Origin of the sequence: Bacteroides fragilis NCTC 9343, from assembly GCF_000025985.1 — a bacterium.
GTDB classification, from domain to species: Bacteria; Bacteroidota; Bacteroidia; order Bacteroidales; family Bacteroidaceae; genus Bacteroides; species Bacteroides fragilis.
The window spans coordinates 2,451,708-2,467,808 of sequence record NC_003228.3 but is presented as its reverse complement, the minus strand read 5'-3'; the positions used below and the strand labels follow the sequence as shown (position 1 = coordinate 2,467,808).

15 protein-coding genes and 1 tRNA gene are annotated in these 16,101 nt (G+C 42.3%); 7 read left to right on the top strand and 9 right to left on the bottom strand.

Translation table 11 applies throughout. The features are described 5' to 3' along the window. Positions 1–8 precede the first annotated feature (8 nt). Together BF9343_RS09905 and BF9343_RS09900 are read right to left on the bottom strand one after the other, a co-directional pair. Entirely contained in the window at positions 9–1,232 is a 1,224-nt protein-coding gene (locus BF9343_RS09905) for a site-specific integrase (RefSeq protein ID WP_041926217.1), read from the bottom strand. A gap of 244 nt (positions 1,233–1,476) precedes the next feature. Further along, positions 1,477–1,550 (bottom strand) — tRNA-Asp (locus BF9343_RS09900). A 172-nt stretch (positions 1,551–1,722) separates the two neighbouring features. On the opposite strand from BF9343_RS09900, the gene BF9343_RS09895 reads away from it, so the two are divergent. Both BF9343_RS09895 and BF9343_RS09890 read left to right on the top strand, forming a co-directional pair. Then, the gene (locus BF9343_RS09895; protein ID WP_010992851.1) at positions 1,723–3,039 is read left to right on the top strand and encodes an aminotransferase class I/II-fold pyridoxal phosphate-dependent enzyme; all 1,317 of its coding nucleotides are present in this window, start codon (positions 1,723–1,725) and stop codon (positions 3,037–3,039) included. A 71-nt stretch (positions 3,040–3,110) separates the two neighbouring features. Further along, positions 3,111–3,701 carry a YqgE/AlgH family protein gene (locus tag BF9343_RS09890; protein WP_005787276.1) on the top strand — a complete coding sequence of 197 codons (591 nt, stop codon included), beginning with the start codon at positions 3,111–3,113 and terminating at the stop codon, positions 3,699–3,701. 2 nt (positions 3,702–3,703) lie between these two features. Here BF9343_RS09890 and BF9343_RS09885 read toward each other — a convergent pair whose 3' ends face one another. From BF9343_RS09885 to recR, 3 genes are read right to left on the bottom strand one after another with little or no spacing between them, the layout of a single operon-like run. Further along, positions 3,704–4,240 (bottom strand): GNAT family N-acetyltransferase, encoded by a 537-nt coding sequence (locus BF9343_RS09885; RefSeq protein WP_005787274.1) that lies wholly within the window; start codon positions 4,238–4,240, stop codon positions 3,704–3,706. 3 nt (positions 4,241–4,243) lie between these two features. Next, positions 4,244–4,693 carry a hypothetical protein gene (locus BF9343_RS09880; RefSeq protein WP_005787272.1) on the bottom strand — a complete coding sequence of 150 codons (450 nt, stop codon included), beginning with the start codon at positions 4,691–4,693 and terminating at the stop codon, positions 4,244–4,246. A gap of 38 nt (positions 4,694–4,731) precedes the next feature. Continuing rightward, complete coding sequence (gene recR / locus BF9343_RS09875) at positions 4,732–5,349, bottom strand: recombination mediator RecR (protein WP_005787270.1); 618 nt, start codon at positions 5,347–5,349, stop codon at positions 4,732–4,734. 276 nt (positions 5,350–5,625) lie between these two features. Here recR and BF9343_RS09870 point away from each other — a divergent pair, with 276 nt between their 5' ends. From BF9343_RS09870 to BF9343_RS09850, 5 genes are all read left to right on the top strand, one after another. Beyond that, complete coding sequence (locus tag BF9343_RS09870; RefSeq protein ID WP_005787268.1) at positions 5,626–6,036, top strand: Ig-like domain-containing protein; 411 nt, start codon at positions 5,626–5,628, stop codon at positions 6,034–6,036. Between the two features lie 282 nt (positions 6,037–6,318). Next, positions 6,319–6,834, top strand: a complete 516-nt coding sequence (locus BF9343_RS09865) for an isoprenylcysteine carboxyl methyltransferase family protein (protein ID WP_005787267.1) — start codon at positions 6,319–6,321, stop codon at positions 6,832–6,834. A 502-nt stretch (positions 6,835–7,336) separates the two neighbouring features. Further along, complete coding sequence (locus tag BF9343_RS09860) at positions 7,337–8,788, top strand: sodium:solute symporter (RefSeq protein WP_005787265.1); 1,452 nt, start codon at positions 7,337–7,339, stop codon at positions 8,786–8,788. A gap of 14 nt (positions 8,789–8,802) precedes the next feature. Beyond that, on the top strand, positions 8,803–9,408 hold the full coding sequence (yihA, locus tag BF9343_RS09855) for a ribosome biogenesis GTP-binding protein YihA/YsxC (protein ID WP_010992848.1): 606 nt from the start codon (positions 8,803–8,805) through the stop codon (positions 9,406–9,408). Between the two features lie 15 nt (positions 9,409–9,423). Further along, positions 9,424–10,023, top strand: coding sequence for a DUF4923 family protein (locus tag BF9343_RS09850; RefSeq protein WP_005787260.1), 600 nt, complete (start codon positions 9,424–9,426; stop codon positions 10,021–10,023). Between the two features lie 52 nt (positions 10,024–10,075). Here the strand turns inward: BF9343_RS09850 and BF9343_RS09845 are convergent, their stop codons facing one another. From BF9343_RS09845 to BF9343_RS09830, 4 genes are all read right to left on the bottom strand, one after another. Beyond that, complete coding sequence (locus tag BF9343_RS09845) at positions 10,076–10,750, bottom strand: ABC transporter ATP-binding protein (protein ID WP_010992847.1); 675 nt, start codon at positions 10,748–10,750, stop codon at positions 10,076–10,078. Between the two features lie 16 nt (positions 10,751–10,766). Continuing rightward, positions 10,767–13,178 carry an ABC transporter permease gene (locus BF9343_RS09840; protein WP_010992846.1) on the bottom strand — a complete coding sequence of 804 codons (2,412 nt, stop codon included), beginning with the start codon at positions 13,176–13,178 and terminating at the stop codon, positions 10,767–10,769. A gap of 13 nt (positions 13,179–13,191) precedes the next feature. Next, positions 13,192–14,559: a DUF4933 domain-containing protein gene (locus BF9343_RS09835; RefSeq protein ID WP_010992845.1), complete on the bottom strand. Its 1,368-nt coding sequence runs from the start codon at positions 14,557–14,559 to the stop codon at positions 13,192–13,194. 181 nt (positions 14,560–14,740) lie between these two features. After that, a complete protein-coding gene (locus BF9343_RS09830; RefSeq protein ID WP_010992844.1) occupies positions 14,741–16,099 on the bottom strand; it encodes a DUF4933 domain-containing protein in 1,359 nt (452 codons plus the stop codon). Positions 16,100–16,101: the final 2 nt, after the last annotated feature.

Below are 16,101 nucleotides of genomic sequence, written 5' to 3'. Positions count from 1 at the left end.
TTCTTTTTCTATTTAAAATTCTTCTCCACATTCACCATATCACGCATAATGGAGCTATCTAAAACCTTTGCATAATGCTGTGTCATTCTTATATTGGAATGTCCCAAAATCTTAGATACATTTTCCATTGATACATCATTGGCAAGGAAAACGATGGTAGCCGCAGTATGGCGTGCCACATGTGTAGTTAAGCGTTTGGTAATGCCGCATAAATCAGCGATTTCCTTTAGATAGGCATTCATGCGCTGATTACTGATTACAGGCAAAAGTACACCTTTCTTTATACACTCTGCATTATCTTCATATTTTCTCAATATCCTTTGAGGAATAGATAAAACAGGAATATTGCACATTTGATTAGTTTTCTGTCGTGCCTTGCGTATCCATAAAGCACCACTATTGTCTTTTATCAGATGTTCACGGCTTAACTGCTGCACATCGACAAAAGCAAGTGCAGTGAAACAGCAAAAGACAAAAATATCCCTTACCTGCTCCAACCGTTTGATAGCAAATTCCTTGTTCATCAGAATATCCAGTTCTTCACGTGAGAGAAACTCTACATTTACTTCCTCCTGCTTGAAGTGAATGCCGTAAAACGGGTCTTTCTTTATCCAGTCGTTAGCCAAAGCAATACGAACAACCTTTTTCAAGTTCTTCAAATGTTTCAATGCGGAATTGTTTTGGCAATGCTTCTCTGTTTTCAGCCAAAAATCAAAGTCACGGATAAACTGCCCGTCCAGTTCTGCTAACATTATATCGTCACGGTGGTAACAACTGCGGATATATTCTTTTAGGCGATTTATGGAAGTATCGAACTTGATAACGGTGCTTTCCGTATATTCTTTGCCAATTAGGGCACGGCATTTTTCGTTATGCTCCTTATACACTTCCTGCAAGCTGCGCTGTACTTTGTCCCGTCCGTAGAAACAATCCTTTATAATATCGGCTGTTATCGGTTTGTTGTCTATCTCCAATTCACGGTGTATCTGCAATACTTTGGCACGAACCGTATTGATATAGTGGTTCAGTTCGATGGCTACCCGGTCTTTTCCTTTGGAACATTCCTTTTTCTGATTCCATAAATCTACGGGAATACTCCGTTTAATCATAACTTCGGCTACTCGCTTGTTTACGGTGATGCGCATACAAACAGGAGCTTCACCGTTTTTCAGAAGTTTCGCTTTCTTAATGATGAACAATACGCTTAGTGTGTTTCTTTTCACTGCTCCCATAATTCTTTGTTTTTTTAAGTGGTACAAAATTAGTTTGCTACACTCAAAAACCAGCTACGCAAAAAGCTGACAATCAAAGACAAATGCGTCAATTCGTGGGAGCAAAAACAGCTTTCAAAAAGTCCCACGAATAAGCCACGTGAGAACTGCCTAAAACCACTATTTTTTGCCGAAGCGGAGAAAAATAAAAAGTTCTGAAATCCTTGAATTTCAGAACTTTGCTTTAATTTGCTATTTGCTTTCGCGGTGCGTACGGGACTCGAACCCGTGACCCCATGCGTGACAGGCATGTATTCTAACCAACTGAACTAACGCACCAGAATTTCATTTCTTAATTGCTGTCTCTCTCGATTGCGGTTGCAAAGGTAGCTGTTTTTTTTATATCTGCAATAGCTGAGAAAGATTTTTTTCATCTTTCTCATTCATTTGTTGATTATAAGTAGATTATATCTATCTTTGTGACACAATTTATAAAGCAACAAAAAGAAACATGAAAGATACACCTATCAAACGGCATCTTATTGATGAAACTATCGAAGAATTTCAAATTACAGATTTCTCAAAAGCAACCATTCGTGAAGTAAAAGCCATAGCAGCTAAAGCAGAAAGAGCATCCGGAGTCGAATTTATAAAAATGGAAATGGGCGTACCGGGTCTCCCCCCTTCTACTGTAGGAGTAAAAGCCGAGATAGAAGCATTGCAAAATGGAATAGCCAGTTTGTATCCCGATATTAATGGACTACCGGAACTAAAATCGGAAGCCTCCAAATTTATAAAAGCATTTATCGATATAGATCTCAAACCGGAAGGTTGCGTACCTGTCACGGGATCCATGCAAGGTACTTTCGCATCTTTCCTTACTTGCAGTCAATGCGATGAAAAAAAAGATACTATTCTGTTCATAGATCCTGGCTTTCCGGTCCAAAAGCAGCAATTGGTGGTCATGGGACAGAAGTACGAGACATTTGATGTATACGATTATCGGGGAGACAAATTAAAAGAAAAACTCGAGAGCTACCTGAAAAAAGGAAATATTTCAGCTGTTATATACTCAAATCCGAATAACCCCAGCTGGATCTGTTTAAAAGATGAAGAACTGAAGATCATCGGTGAACTAGCCACCCAATATGATGTAATCGTCCTTGAAGATTTAGCTTATTTTGCCATGGACTTCCGCCAAGATCTGAGTACTCCGTATCATGCACCTTATCAGCCTTCGGTGGCACACTATACAGATAATTATATTTTGCTTATATCCGGTTCCAAAGCCTTCAGTTATGCAGGCCAACGTATTGGTGTCAGCTGTATTTCTGATAAATTATACCATCGCCATTATCCCGGATTCGATAAACGCTACGGAGGCGGTACTTTTGGCACTGTATTTATCCATCGTGTGCTTTATGCCCTCTCTTCAGGGACGAGCCATTCGGCACAATTCGCCATGGCAGCTATGCTGAAAGCAGCGAACGAAGGTAAATACAATTTCCTGAACGAAGTGAGGATATATGGTGAACGCGCCCGTAAATTGAAAGAAATATTCTTGCGTTACGGATTCCATCTGGTATACGACAAAGATCTTGAAGATCCTGTTGCCGACGGTTTCTATTTCACCATAGGCTATCCGGGAATGACAAGTGGAGAGCTGGCAAAAGAGTTGATGTATTATGGGGTCAGTGCAATTTCCTTGGTTACTACAGGTAGCCAACAACAGGGACTACGTGCATGCACTTCCTTTATCAAAGAGCACCAATATGCTCAACTGGATGAAAGAATGAAGTTATTTGCCGAAAATCATCCTATATCTTAAAAAGAGCACACTAAATCGAAAAAAAGAGGAATATTGTTTGTTCGTGTAAAATAAATCTTTAAATTAGGGGCATGAACATCAATACTGACATATTTAAGATACAATCGAATAATGTAATGCCGTCGAGAGGAAAGATTCTGATATCAGAGCCTTTCCTCCACGATGTAACTTTCGGAAGGTCAGTAGTATTGCTTGTTGATCATACTGAAGAAGGAAGTATGGGATTGATTATAAATAAACCACTCCCATTGATGCTTAATGATATCATTAAAGAATTTAAATATATAGAAGATATTCCGTTACACAAAGGAGGTCCTATCGGAACTGACACTTTGTTTTATCTGCATACTTTACACGAAATACCCGGAACCCTTCCGATCAACAATGGATTATATCTCAACGGAGATTTCGATGCTATCAAAAAATACATTTTACAAGGAAACCCTATAAAAGGAAAGATACGCTTTTTCCTCGGATATTCCGGCTGGGAATGCGAACAACTGATTCAGGAAATAAAGGAGAATACCTGGATTATTTCAAAAGAAGAAAATACCTACTTAATGAATGAAGATATAAAAGGTATGTGGAAGGAAGCCTTAGGGAAATTGGGCAGCAAGTATGAAACCTGGTCCCGCTTCCCGCAAGTTCCTTCTTTAAACTAAAATTATCGTTTGGGATTCATACATTGCACAAGCACGGCATCTTTATAACCTTCGTGTGTTAACAGCCATTCTTTCAATACTCCACATTGGGTAAATCCACAAGAATTGAACAATCGCAAACTGGGTTCGTTATCCACAGCTATATGGGCATACAATTGTTTTATAAATAAAAAGTTGAAAGCATATTCACAAAGCAGTTTCAATGCATCGGAAGCATACCCCTCCTGTCTATAATTGCTGTGAACGGCAATTCCGACTGCCCCTCTTGAATGTAAAGGTACAAAATCAGTTATATCGACCGTACCCAAAGTACAATTATCTTTCCGACGCATAATCATCAGCCGCAACTGTTTATCGGCAAACATGTCACTTTGCGATCCTTCAATATACTGTTTGAGTACAAAACGCGAATAGGGAACTGTAAAACTACTGATATCCCACATAGAAGGATCATTTTCCATTTCGTACATAAGATCCAAATCCTCCGGTTCCACTGCACGGAGATATATTCGCTCGTTGGCTAAGAAAGATTGCTTCATCATTTATTCTTTATCGATATGCAGTTCGGCACGCAATCTTTTTTCTCCAGGAAGACAGAAAAAAGAGGCTGTCAGTCCTATAAGTGCACATAACGCACCTGTACTACTAAGTGTAAAGTAGTAACCGGCCAGATTAAACACCACTACAAATTCCAGTAAAGCCAGCCGAACAGCCCCCCAAAGCATATAACGGCTCAGGGCCACCGGAAACGTCAGCTGATCTATTTTCTTTGTCAGAACAAAACTAAATAGTTTAAGAGAAAGAGGTATACAGACGGCAGTCATCAAAATACCTACTGTTTCGAAAACATAAACAGCCCGTACATTGTCTGCTTTTATTCCTACAGGCAACACGCCGGCTTCTCCCAATAGCACCAACAATAACGGAATAATCCAAAAAGAAATATACTGTACCTTCTGGCTTTTCACAATGCGTTTTATTTGCTCTTCCATTTATATATAATGATTATCAGTTAATGGTAAGTTTCCTTTTAAACGGTTCCGGTAAAAGTCGTACGGTTCACAATACTTCTACCCAACGTTATCTCGTCTGTGTATTCCAGCTCGTCACCAATGGATACCCCACGGGCAAGTACGCTCAATTTGACACCCATTTTCTCAAGTTTGCGGTAAATATAAAAATTCGTGGTATCCCCTTCCATGGTTGTGCTTAGAGCAAGAATCACTTCATTTATTCCCCCTTCGGCTACCCGGCGCACCAGACTTTCTATCTGCAGATCGCCCGGTCCTACCCCATCCATCGGTGAAATCACCCCCCCCAAAACATGGTACAACCCACGATATTGTTGAGTGGCCTCTACGGCCATCACATCCCGTATATTCTCCACTACGCAGACCATAGACGCGTCCCGCTGCGGATTTGCACAAATCTGACAAGTTTCCGTATCAGATATATTATGACACACCTTGCAATATTTCACCTCATGCTTTAAAGTTATAATAGAACTTCCGAAAGCTTCCACCACAGAGGTATCCTGACGCAACAGGTGAAGCACCAGTCTCATAGCTGTTTTCCGTCCGATACCCGGCAATTTAGAAAACTCTCCGACGGCCTTTTCAAGTAACGTCGATGGATATTGTTGATTCATGTACAAACAAGTATATCTATTTAATTATCAATAAAGTATATACCAGTATAAAAAGTTGTAAACCTATTATAGAAAGGACTCCAACCCCATAAAGCCACTGTATACTTTATGGAGTACAAAGATACGCATATTTTATAAATGGCAAATCAGCTGTTAATAAAATAGGCTATTTATCGGTCATCTTGTTCATTGCTCCTGCTACAACAATACAGTCGTCTCCTGATTGTTGAACAATCAAGTCTACATTTTTGTTATTATAGCTAAAAAACTAAATTTATGGACTTAAAAAAGACAACTTTCTACTTATTTACGCTCTTTAGTTTGATGTTAATTTCCTGTAGCAACGATGATGAAAACAAAAATGATGCGCAGGTAACAGTTACTGTAGTCAGTGCTGATGGCAAACCTCTGCCCAACGAAATTGTGCAAATGTTCGATGAAAAGACTTATGAAGAGTTCAAAAAAGACAATCGAACAACTCCTACGGCATATGCATTAACTAACTCCACCGGAGTTGCCACTTTCATTTTTACTTATGATAAGTGGTTCGAATCAAACAAAGACCGATTTTTCACTTTCGCTGTCCAATATGGCAGTGGTACAGAAAATTATGAAATATGGTCTGCAGGACGTACCGTACGCCCGGGTTCAGTTACACAAATCGAGTTGAAACTTAAGCCTTTATAAACGAAAAACGGTTTTATAAGCAAATCGCGGGTCATGCCCCCACAGAGTGACTTATAAAACCGCCTTTTTGATTTTATCTTCAGTAGATTCCCTTTTCTACAGGTATCGCACAACTCAGGATAGAAACCATATTTCTTAACCAGTTCTTGAAACTTATTATGCTCCTCCGATTTATAACTATTCCGAAATGAACTGAATTCCAGTTCAATCGCCCTCTTGGGTATTCCTTCATAAGTTCTAAGAAAGAAAATAAAATATATCTTATCCCTAAAAAATAAAACGATGCAAAATATCATTATTACATTTATTGCCTTTTTTGTACTCAGATTACTTTCCTTATCCTACTCCATTCGTAACGAGAAACGTCTTCTGAAAAGTGGAGCGGTACAATATGGTAAAGTTAATTCGCTATTACTGACATTAGCACATATCGTCTACTATTTTTCGGCCCTCTATGAAGCATACACTTCGGGAACTACCTTCAACTACTTCTCTGTTTGTGGTGTTTTTATAATGGGCTTTGCTTATGCTATGCTATTCTATGTGATCTATAAACTCCATGATGTATGGACAGTAAAACTTTATATCATTCCCGATCATCGCATTGAAAAAAGCTTCCTTTTCAGAACAGTAAGACACCCCAATTACTATCTGAATATCATACCTGAACTAATTGGAGTTGCTTTACTCTGCAATGCCTGGTATACATTACTCATTGGACTCCCTATCTACGCTTGTTTGCTCGCTATACGTATCCGACAAGAGGAAAGGGCCATGAAAGAACTATTGGAGAATTAAGTTTCTACATTTGTATTTGGAGGAAACATTTTCATCATATAATAGAACTGGATAGGTCTCACCACAGATTACACGTAACACAGACAAATAATTTATTTCATTGAGAATTAGATTAAAGAATCCGTGTCAATCCATGTAATCCGTGGTGAATTCAAAACCACTCCGGAAAAAACATTCTGTCCCAAGCCGGTATTTGAGCTATCCTTTATCCACTATTATTGTTTAATTTTGCCGTACTAATTATCAAGCGCTTAACTATCATGAAAACAATATCAAAAATTTGTCACAATTCTTGTACTATTAGCCGGCATTGTCCCTGTCTATGCCATCATGAACATCGTATTCGATCCTAATGACGATGGAAATCTGTTAATAACACTCGGCACTCTGACACCTATACTGGGTGGTCTTTTGATGGGATATGCTTTCAAAGACAAATATCAAATTTTAATTAGCAATCATCGTTTGCAAAATAAGTGTTACCTTTGCGCTCGTTATGATTATGATGATACTTGCCACTATTGTATGCTACTTTGCCATTCTCTTGCTGATAGCCCGTATCACCGGACGGAAAGGAGGTTCGAATGCAGCGTTTTTTAAAGGAGAAAACCAGTCTCCATGGTACGTCGTTGCTTTCGGAATGATTGGCGCATCTATTTCGGGAGTAACCTTTGTATCCGTACCGGGCATGGTAAAGGCGATGGATATGACGTATATGCAAACCGTATTCGGCTTTTTCTTCGGTTATCTGGCTGTCGCCCATATACTCCTCCCACTCTACTATAAACTCAACCTGACCAGTATATACACTTATCTCGATACCCGTATCGGAAAGCGTGCCTACCGTACAGGAGCCTCTTTTTTCCTTCTTTCGCGTATGCTGGGCACAGCTGCAAAACTATACCTTGTCTGTCTGATTCTATATACCTACGTATTTCGTGATATGGGTATCCCATTCTGGAGTATTGCTGCCGGATCGGTAGCTTTAGTATGGATATACACTCACAAAAGTGGCATTAAAACAATTGTCTGGACGGATACTTTACAGACTTTCTGCCTGATCGCCGCACTGATCAGCATCCTTGTTTTTGTCACTGCAAAGTTAAATCTTGACTTCAGCGGAGTTATACAAACAATCAGCAGCAATGAACACAGTCGCATCTTTGTATTTGATGACTGGATGTCGCGCCAGAATTTCTTCAAACAGTTTCTAAGTGGGATTTTTATTGTTATTGTCATGACCGGACTCGATCAGGATATGATGCAGAAAAACCTTTCCTGCCGTAGTCTGCGTGACGCGCAGAAGAACATGTATTGTTATGGCTTTGCATTCGCTCCGCTCAACCTGCTGTTTCTGGGGCTTGGCATTTTATTACTGGTCCTTGCTCAAGAGATGCAGTTGGAACTTCCGGCTGCCGGTGACGACATCCTGCCGCTGTTTGCTACCCAGGGTTATCTGGGCGAAGGAGTACTTATCCTATTTACAATCGGTATCATTGCCGCCGCTTTCAGCAATTCGGATTCAGCCTTAACCGCCATGACAACGAGCTTTTGCATCGACTTGCTCGACACAGGCAAAGACACAGAGGAAGAAGCCCGTAGAAAACGAAACCGGGTACATATAGGACTATCCGTCCTACTTATTTTCTTTATCTGCCTTGTCGATGCATTGAATAACCAAAGCGTCATCGATGCTATTTACATCATAGCCTCCTATACATACGGACCTCTTCTGGGAATGTTTGCTTTCGGATTATTCACCCAACGAAAAACAAACGACCGATGGGTACCGTTTATTGCGATAGCTTCACCACTGATTTGTTACGCAGCCGATAGATTTGCCCGGCAGGAAACCGGCTATCAGTTCGGATACGAATTATTGATGTTGAACGGCATCCTTACTTTTGCAGGAATATGGATCGTATCAAAGAAACAACTAAAAAATGAATTTTAAAACCAACAAGAAATATGGAAATAACCAATGCTGAATTTGTAATTAGTAATACGGACGTGAAGAAATGTCCGGCAGGCACTTTCCCCGAATATGCCTTTATCGGCCGATCCAATGTAGGAAAATCCAGCCTCATCAATATGCTGACCGGACGAAAGGGGCTGGCCATGACTTCCGCTACTCCCGGTAAGACCATGCTTATCAATCATTTTCTGATCAACAACAGCTGGTACCTGGTTGACTTACCCGGATACGGATATGCCAGACGAGGTCAGAAAGGCCAGAAACAGATACGCACCATCATCGAAGATTACATCCTCGAACGCGAACAGATGACCAATCTATTCGTATTGATAGACAGCCGTCTGGAACCCCAGAAAATAGATCTTGAATTCATGGAATGGCTGGGTGAGAACGGCATTCCTTTTGCCATTATCTTCACCAAAGCAGACAAACTGAAAGGGGGACGACTCAAAATAAATATCAGCGCTTACTTGAGAGAATTACGGAAACAATGGGAAGAACTCCCTCCCTATTTCATCACTTCATCAGAAGAGCGCCTTGGCAGGACAGAGGTATTAAACTACATCGAGTCAATCAATAAAGAACTTAATTCAAAATAAAAACAAGGATATCAAATGAAAAGAAAACTATTATCATTCGCAGTTCTTATCACACTACTGCTTGTACCGACCGTAAACCGTGCACAATCTATCAAGGACTTATTCAATAAAGACAATATCTCCAAAGTTGTCAACGCTGTCACAGGACATACCGAAACAGTGGATATGACCGGGACCTGGCGTTATACCGGCTCGGCCATTGAGTTCGAGTCTGAAAACCTGCTGAAGAAAGCCGGAGGAACAGTCGCTGCTTCCGCTGCCGAACAAAAGCTGGACGAACAGCTGGCCAAAGTCGGTATTAAAGAAGGGCAACTGAGTTTTACATTCAATGCGGACAGTACTTTCGTAAGCACTTTAGGCAAACGCAAGCTGAACGGAACCTACTCTTACGATGCCGGCACCCAGATGCTCCACCTGAGGTATATGAAATTAATCCCCATGAATGCAAAAGTCAATTATACCACTCAGCAGATGGATCTTCTGTTCGAAGCAGACAAATTGCTGAAGCTAATCACTTTCTTATCCAGTAAGAGCAGCAGTGCCACCCTCAAAGCCATCAGTTCATTGGCAGATAGCTATGACGGCATGATGCTGGGATATGAATTGAAACGATGAAAGGTTCTGAACGATGAATGATCGGCGGTGATCATTCATCGTTCAAAACTTTTCATCGTCTGTTCTCCGTCAGGATACAACCATCCATCATCCGCACAATACGGCCTGCCTCCCGGGCATTTTCTTCAGAGTGAGTTACCATCACGACTGTAGCTCCATCTTTATTTAACTCCTTCAATAAAAGCATCACCTCGTTGCCATTGGTAGAATCGAGGTTACCCGTCGGTTCGTCAGCCAATATAATTTTCGGGTTCGTCACAATAGCCCGGGCAATAGCCACACGCTGTTGTTGACCTCCGGAAAGTTGTTGAGGATAATGTTCCGTACGATGGCCTATCTGCATCCTTTCCAACGCTTTATTCACTCGATCTACACGCTCACGAACCGGCACACCGGCATATAGCAACGGTAATTCTACATTCTCAAATACAGTCAGTTCATCTATCAGGTTAAAGCTCTGAAATACAAAGCCGATATTGCCGTTCCGCATGTCTGTACGATCATTTTCCGAGTAGCGGGAAACTTCTTTACCGATGAACCACAACTCACCGGAAGTCGGATTGTCCAATAGTCCCAGTATATTCAGCAAGGTCGATTTGCCACATCCTGAGGGTCCCATTATAGCTACAAATTCGCCTTCCGATATATCGATACTGATTTCATTCAATGCAATAGTCTGTACACTCTCTGTACGGAATATCTTAGTCAATCCAATTGCTTTTATCATAATCTCCAACTATTTATTATTCATATCTCAATGATCTCACCGGATTCTGTGAAGCCGTCCGCCAGGTTTGTCCGATAACAGTTAATAACGTAATCCCCGCAATAATCAGTCCGCCCCCCAAAAACAGCCACCAGCTCATAGTAGTCCGGTAAGCAAACTCATCCAGCCAGTGATACATAAAAAGATAACCCAACGGACAAGCCGGCACGAAAGCAATGCCCACCCATTTCAGATATTCCAGACAGAACATTTTTACGATCCCACCGGAATGTGCCCCATTCACTTTTCGAATCCCTATTTCCTTCGTTCGCTGCCGGGTAGACAGCGTTACCAATCCGAAGACTCCCATCATGGCAATCACAACAGCAAGGATCGTAAACGCAAGTAACATCCGGCTCTGTTGTCTCTCTTGTTCATAGTTCCGGTTTAAAGCATCTGAGAAAAACTTATATTTAAACTCCTTTATGAAAAAGGGGGCCATCTCCTCAAACTTCTTTTGTATGAAGTTCAAGGTTTCCTGTTTATGTTCCGGAGCTATTTTGATATGTATATTCCCCAAACATTCGGGACTATACATCAAATATGCCGGCTTTATCTTCTGTCGTAACGACTGGAAATTGAAATCCTGTACCACTCCTACAATCCGTTTCTTATTTGTGCCCACTCCAAACCCTCCGCTTATCTCCATACCTATCGGATCTGCTACCTTCATAGCCTTCCGGGCCGCTTCATTAATAATCACCGGAAAATCGTACGTGCCACTGAAGTAGGCTCCTCCATCCGCCTTCAAACCCTCTCCTTTCAGAAGTTTTAATCCGAATGTATTCACAAAATCACCATCCGCCCAAATACACATCATTCGTAAAGAGTCAGTCTCTCCTCTTTCGTCAGTCCACCTCAATACATCCCCCTGACTTTTGTCCCCTTCCAGATAATCAGTAATTTCAGCTCCCATCGAGACACTGCGTACATTCGGATTCTTTAATATTTCCTGCTTGAACCCGTCCACATTATACCACAGACCTGTATAAATGGAAACAACATTTTCTTTTTCCAATCCCAAGTCCTTGTTTTGCAAATAGTTCAGTTGTTTAAACACAATACCGGTACACAGCAACAACGTGATTGCTATGACAAACTGCACACAGAGCAACCCCCGTATCAAGCCCCCCTTTTTGCCGTTCTTCTGTCCTCCTTTAAAAGCAATCAAAGGGTTAACCGCCGAAAGATAGAATGCCGGATAGCTGCCCGAAAGGCATCCCACACCGATAATGCCCAAAACAACGTAGACTAACACACTCCAACTTGCCTGCAACGTGATGTCCTTATCCATTATCCGATTAAAGACCGGCAACAGCAGTTCGGTCAAGGCCAGCGCCAATATCAACGAAATGAATGCTTGCACCAAACTTTCAGAAAGAAACTGAACGATCAGCGTTTTCCGCTTGGCCCCCGTCACCTTACGCACTCCGATCTCTTTATATCGTAATGCGGCACGTGCAGTCGACAAAGTGGTGAAATTGAACGCTCCCATAAATATAATCAATACGGCCAAGATTATAAACAGATAGATGGAGGCCATACTACCATGATTCTTAACGGAAATATCAGCAAAATCGGTCTTTAAATGAATGTCCCTGAGCGGTTGGAAACGGAGCAGACGTTCCGTAAGTGTGTGTTTACTCAGTATACGACTCATCCGCACCCGGTCGGAGTCGGACACAGATGTCCCGGGACGCATTTTCACATACACCATCGCATCCCGAACATCCCAAGGAGAAGACATCCGCACGATGTTGACATCTATCTTATCAAAAAAAGACTGCCCTACAATCGCATCAAACTGAATATGGCTTTTACGGGGTACTTTCACCACCCCTACGATCCTCAATACCGACTCGCCATCCATTCCTCTGTTATACATTACTTCTTTCCCCACCGCCGGTTCATTCCCAAAAAACTTTTTAGCCAGCGTCTCAGACAAAACGATGTGATTGAATCCCGATTTCAGCCTGCCGGGATCTCCCTCTACCACAGGAAAATGGAAAACATCAAAAAAGGCCGTATCCACACGCATCCAATTGAGTGACAAAAATTTATCACCCGACCTCAAAGAAGTCATATCGACATTCCCAAGATAAGTGGCTTCTTCCACCTGCGGAAACTCTTTACGGAAAGCATCTGCCAGAAGTTTCGAAGTATAAGGATTTTCAGTCACCTCTCCGCTTTCGGAGCAATTCGCTTCAATCACCCTGAAAATTCTACCTGCATCCGGATTGTGATCTTCAAAAGTAAATTCATCTATCACCCACAAGTAGATAAGGAAAGCCGCTGCCATCCCCCATACAAATCCAAGTATATGAATGCTTGAAAACAGAAAGCTCCGTTTGATCAGACGAAGAGCAACTTTAAAATAATGGTTTATCATCATAGCGGTCAACTTATTTAACGGTCATCAAAATCAGATCGGTTTCATTAAACTCTCCAAGCTTGTCATTTCCCCGCAGCTGTATCGGATAGTATTTTTCCAAAACAGCTTTTCCGACAACAAAAGCAGGATCCCCATTCAGATTCAAGTTGGGCCAGAAGGGTAAATCTTCTTGTAGACCGGCAGCTATCAGCGGTGATTCCGGATGTCCCCCACCGGTAACTTCCGGCAAAGAAAAAAACTCTCCGTTCCGCTTGTCATAGACCAAAGAATAAAGTTGCACTTCCCCCTTCCTACGGGCATTTTCACTATCGTACCCTTTATCGACATTCAAAAAGAGGAAATGATCCGTCTCCATACACGAAGTTACAAAATATGAACTCCGCACATTGCCCCCTCTAGCCACGTCGGCCCCTGTAATGCGGGATAATGAACCGAAATCAAGTTTATAAACGACCTCCAGTGTCGAGGCATCCTTCACCCTGTAGATCTTATTGCCGTATGCATGATAAAACAGTGTTCTTCCTCCCACATGATACACAATGTCCCGTTCAGCCTCAAAAAGACGAGGTTTATAACGTTCGGAATTTCCCAAAACAAAGTGACAGAGAGTATCCCCCTTCATCCCGAATGTATAGAGTTCATCCGAATGTCTTACCGCCATTCCGTATCCTCCGGGCATTGAAAACAGATAGCTGTTTCCTATAGGCAGTCTGTTTCGGAATGTCTTAAGCTCCGCCGGCTGAGAAGAAGCCATCAGTCCGGTCAAAGAGGCGACTACCAGATAAGACCTCCGTTTATCTGTATTATAGCACGTAAAGCGTAATTGTTTCCTTTCAGAATCATAATAAAAGTTCTGCATCAAGTGTCCCCCTCCTATTCCGACGCCACCGCCCGGCGTGTGTATCACCTGTAAATCCGATCGAATAAGCAGTCGTTTCTTCCTCAGGTCCTTATCCAACAGCCACACACCCTCTTCATCAGGTATCAGAAAATCATCACCGGCAGCAATCAGGGATGTCCAATCATCATTGGCTTCCATGATCCTGTATTGCACCTGCTGCCCGAGATCAGTCAGTTTCATCGGGCGAACGTTTCGCAATGCAGACTCCACGTTCAAAACAATCATTCCATGATCTGTGATGTGAGAATCATATTTAATTCCGGAAGGGGCCTGATAGTCTTCCGGAAATACCTGTAGAGAATCGTTATCTCCCCATCCGGCAAGCGAGTCTTCCACGCCGGCCGCCGGAGTTGCACTTTTAGCAAACTCCCTCCGCAGCTCCTCCTTACTCACCCCCGGATTTTTATTACCACAAGCCGACAGGCACAATCCTCCCATCAAAAGTAAACTCCCCCAATAATAATATCTTTTAATCATTACCTTTCACTCCCCTTTTTAAAAAGCCTGTTTAAATTTTCCTTGAATAAATTTTATACGAGTTTTATCGAGAACAGATCTCAAAACAATCCCGGGCCGGATTTAACCGGGCTCTGAGACTATCCATATTCCGTTTTATAAGCCGAGTTGGCGGAAGTAGTGTTTCAGCATCGTGTATCGTTCATTTTAGAGTGATTATAAGTGACGTAGTCTCTTTCTCGGTACCCTGTAAAGCAGGTATCCGCTTGAATACTTCAGGAGAAGATTTACTTAATTTCCACCCGGTTGTAAATGTAGCAAGCTGCTCCTCAGAAAAACCTTTCCGGGGCCAAAACGGAATGCCGTCAGGAAGATCAGGCTCCGGACAGGGATGAACCGTTTTTTCAGCCTGCGGTAAGGAGAAAAACGCTTTAGACCGTTTGTCATATATCAGCGAGTAAAGCGTTACTTGCTTCTTGTCGCGTGCATAGGGACAGTCATATCCTTTTTCTACATGCATGAATACGTAGCTGTCGGTCTCCACCCAATCCGACAGGAAATAGGCATTGTCCACATCGGCACCGCCAACCACCTCTTCTCCCGTAGCCCGATGCAACGTGCCGAAATCGAGTTCATAAACCGGTTCCAGGGTAGAGGCGTCTTTCATACGATAAACCGTATTCCCATAAGGCATAATGATCATGGGACAGCCTTTATAATGATAAACAGTCGCTTGTTCTCCCGAACGATATGAACCGTTACCGCGGGGAGGATAGTTTACTTTCTCTCCGATAGTAAAATGACAAAGTGTATCACCCCGCAAATTGAAGGTATAAACGTCGTTCGTAAATCGGGTCCAGGTAGCATACCCGTCTGCCATTCCTAACAGATAATTTCCGGAAATGCCTGCACGTTTATGGATATCGTCCGGTGTCAGAGGCCGGGATGCGCTTAACAAATCTTTCAGAGAAAGCCTGACAAAGGATTTGGGATTCTTTTTATCCCTCTGATCATACAGCACGCCGATCAACGTCCGGGAAGACTTTTCATAATAATCCGGATTGATGTAACGCTTCGTCTGAAAGTTGGTAAATCCATTTTCTTCTGTAATATCCACATCATTGCGAAACAACATCCGAATCATTTTCAGGTTCCCATCCAGCAGCCAGATGCCACCAATCCCCACTCCCAAACAGCCCTCTTCAATCGGTATCAGGCGGAAGATGCCTCCTTTCACATCTTTAAATACCATGAAATCAAGCTGACTGCCCAATTGACTCAACTTCAGAGGACGGACATTCCGCAATGCGGCCTTCACGTCAAGACGCTCCGGATTTCCGGTAAGATAGTTCGCCTGATACCGAATGCCCGGAACAGGAACATACCCTTCCGGATATTCATCCGAAACCGACAATGCATTCTCTTGCCCATGCCGGACACTCAAACTATCCGACTCTCCTTTCATCTCCACCCGGCCACTTGCCGGCCCTTTCTGCTGACAGCTTCCCAGGAGGAGCAGCAGTCCCAACATCCAAGTGCTTTTCATTTTACTTCTGATCATCT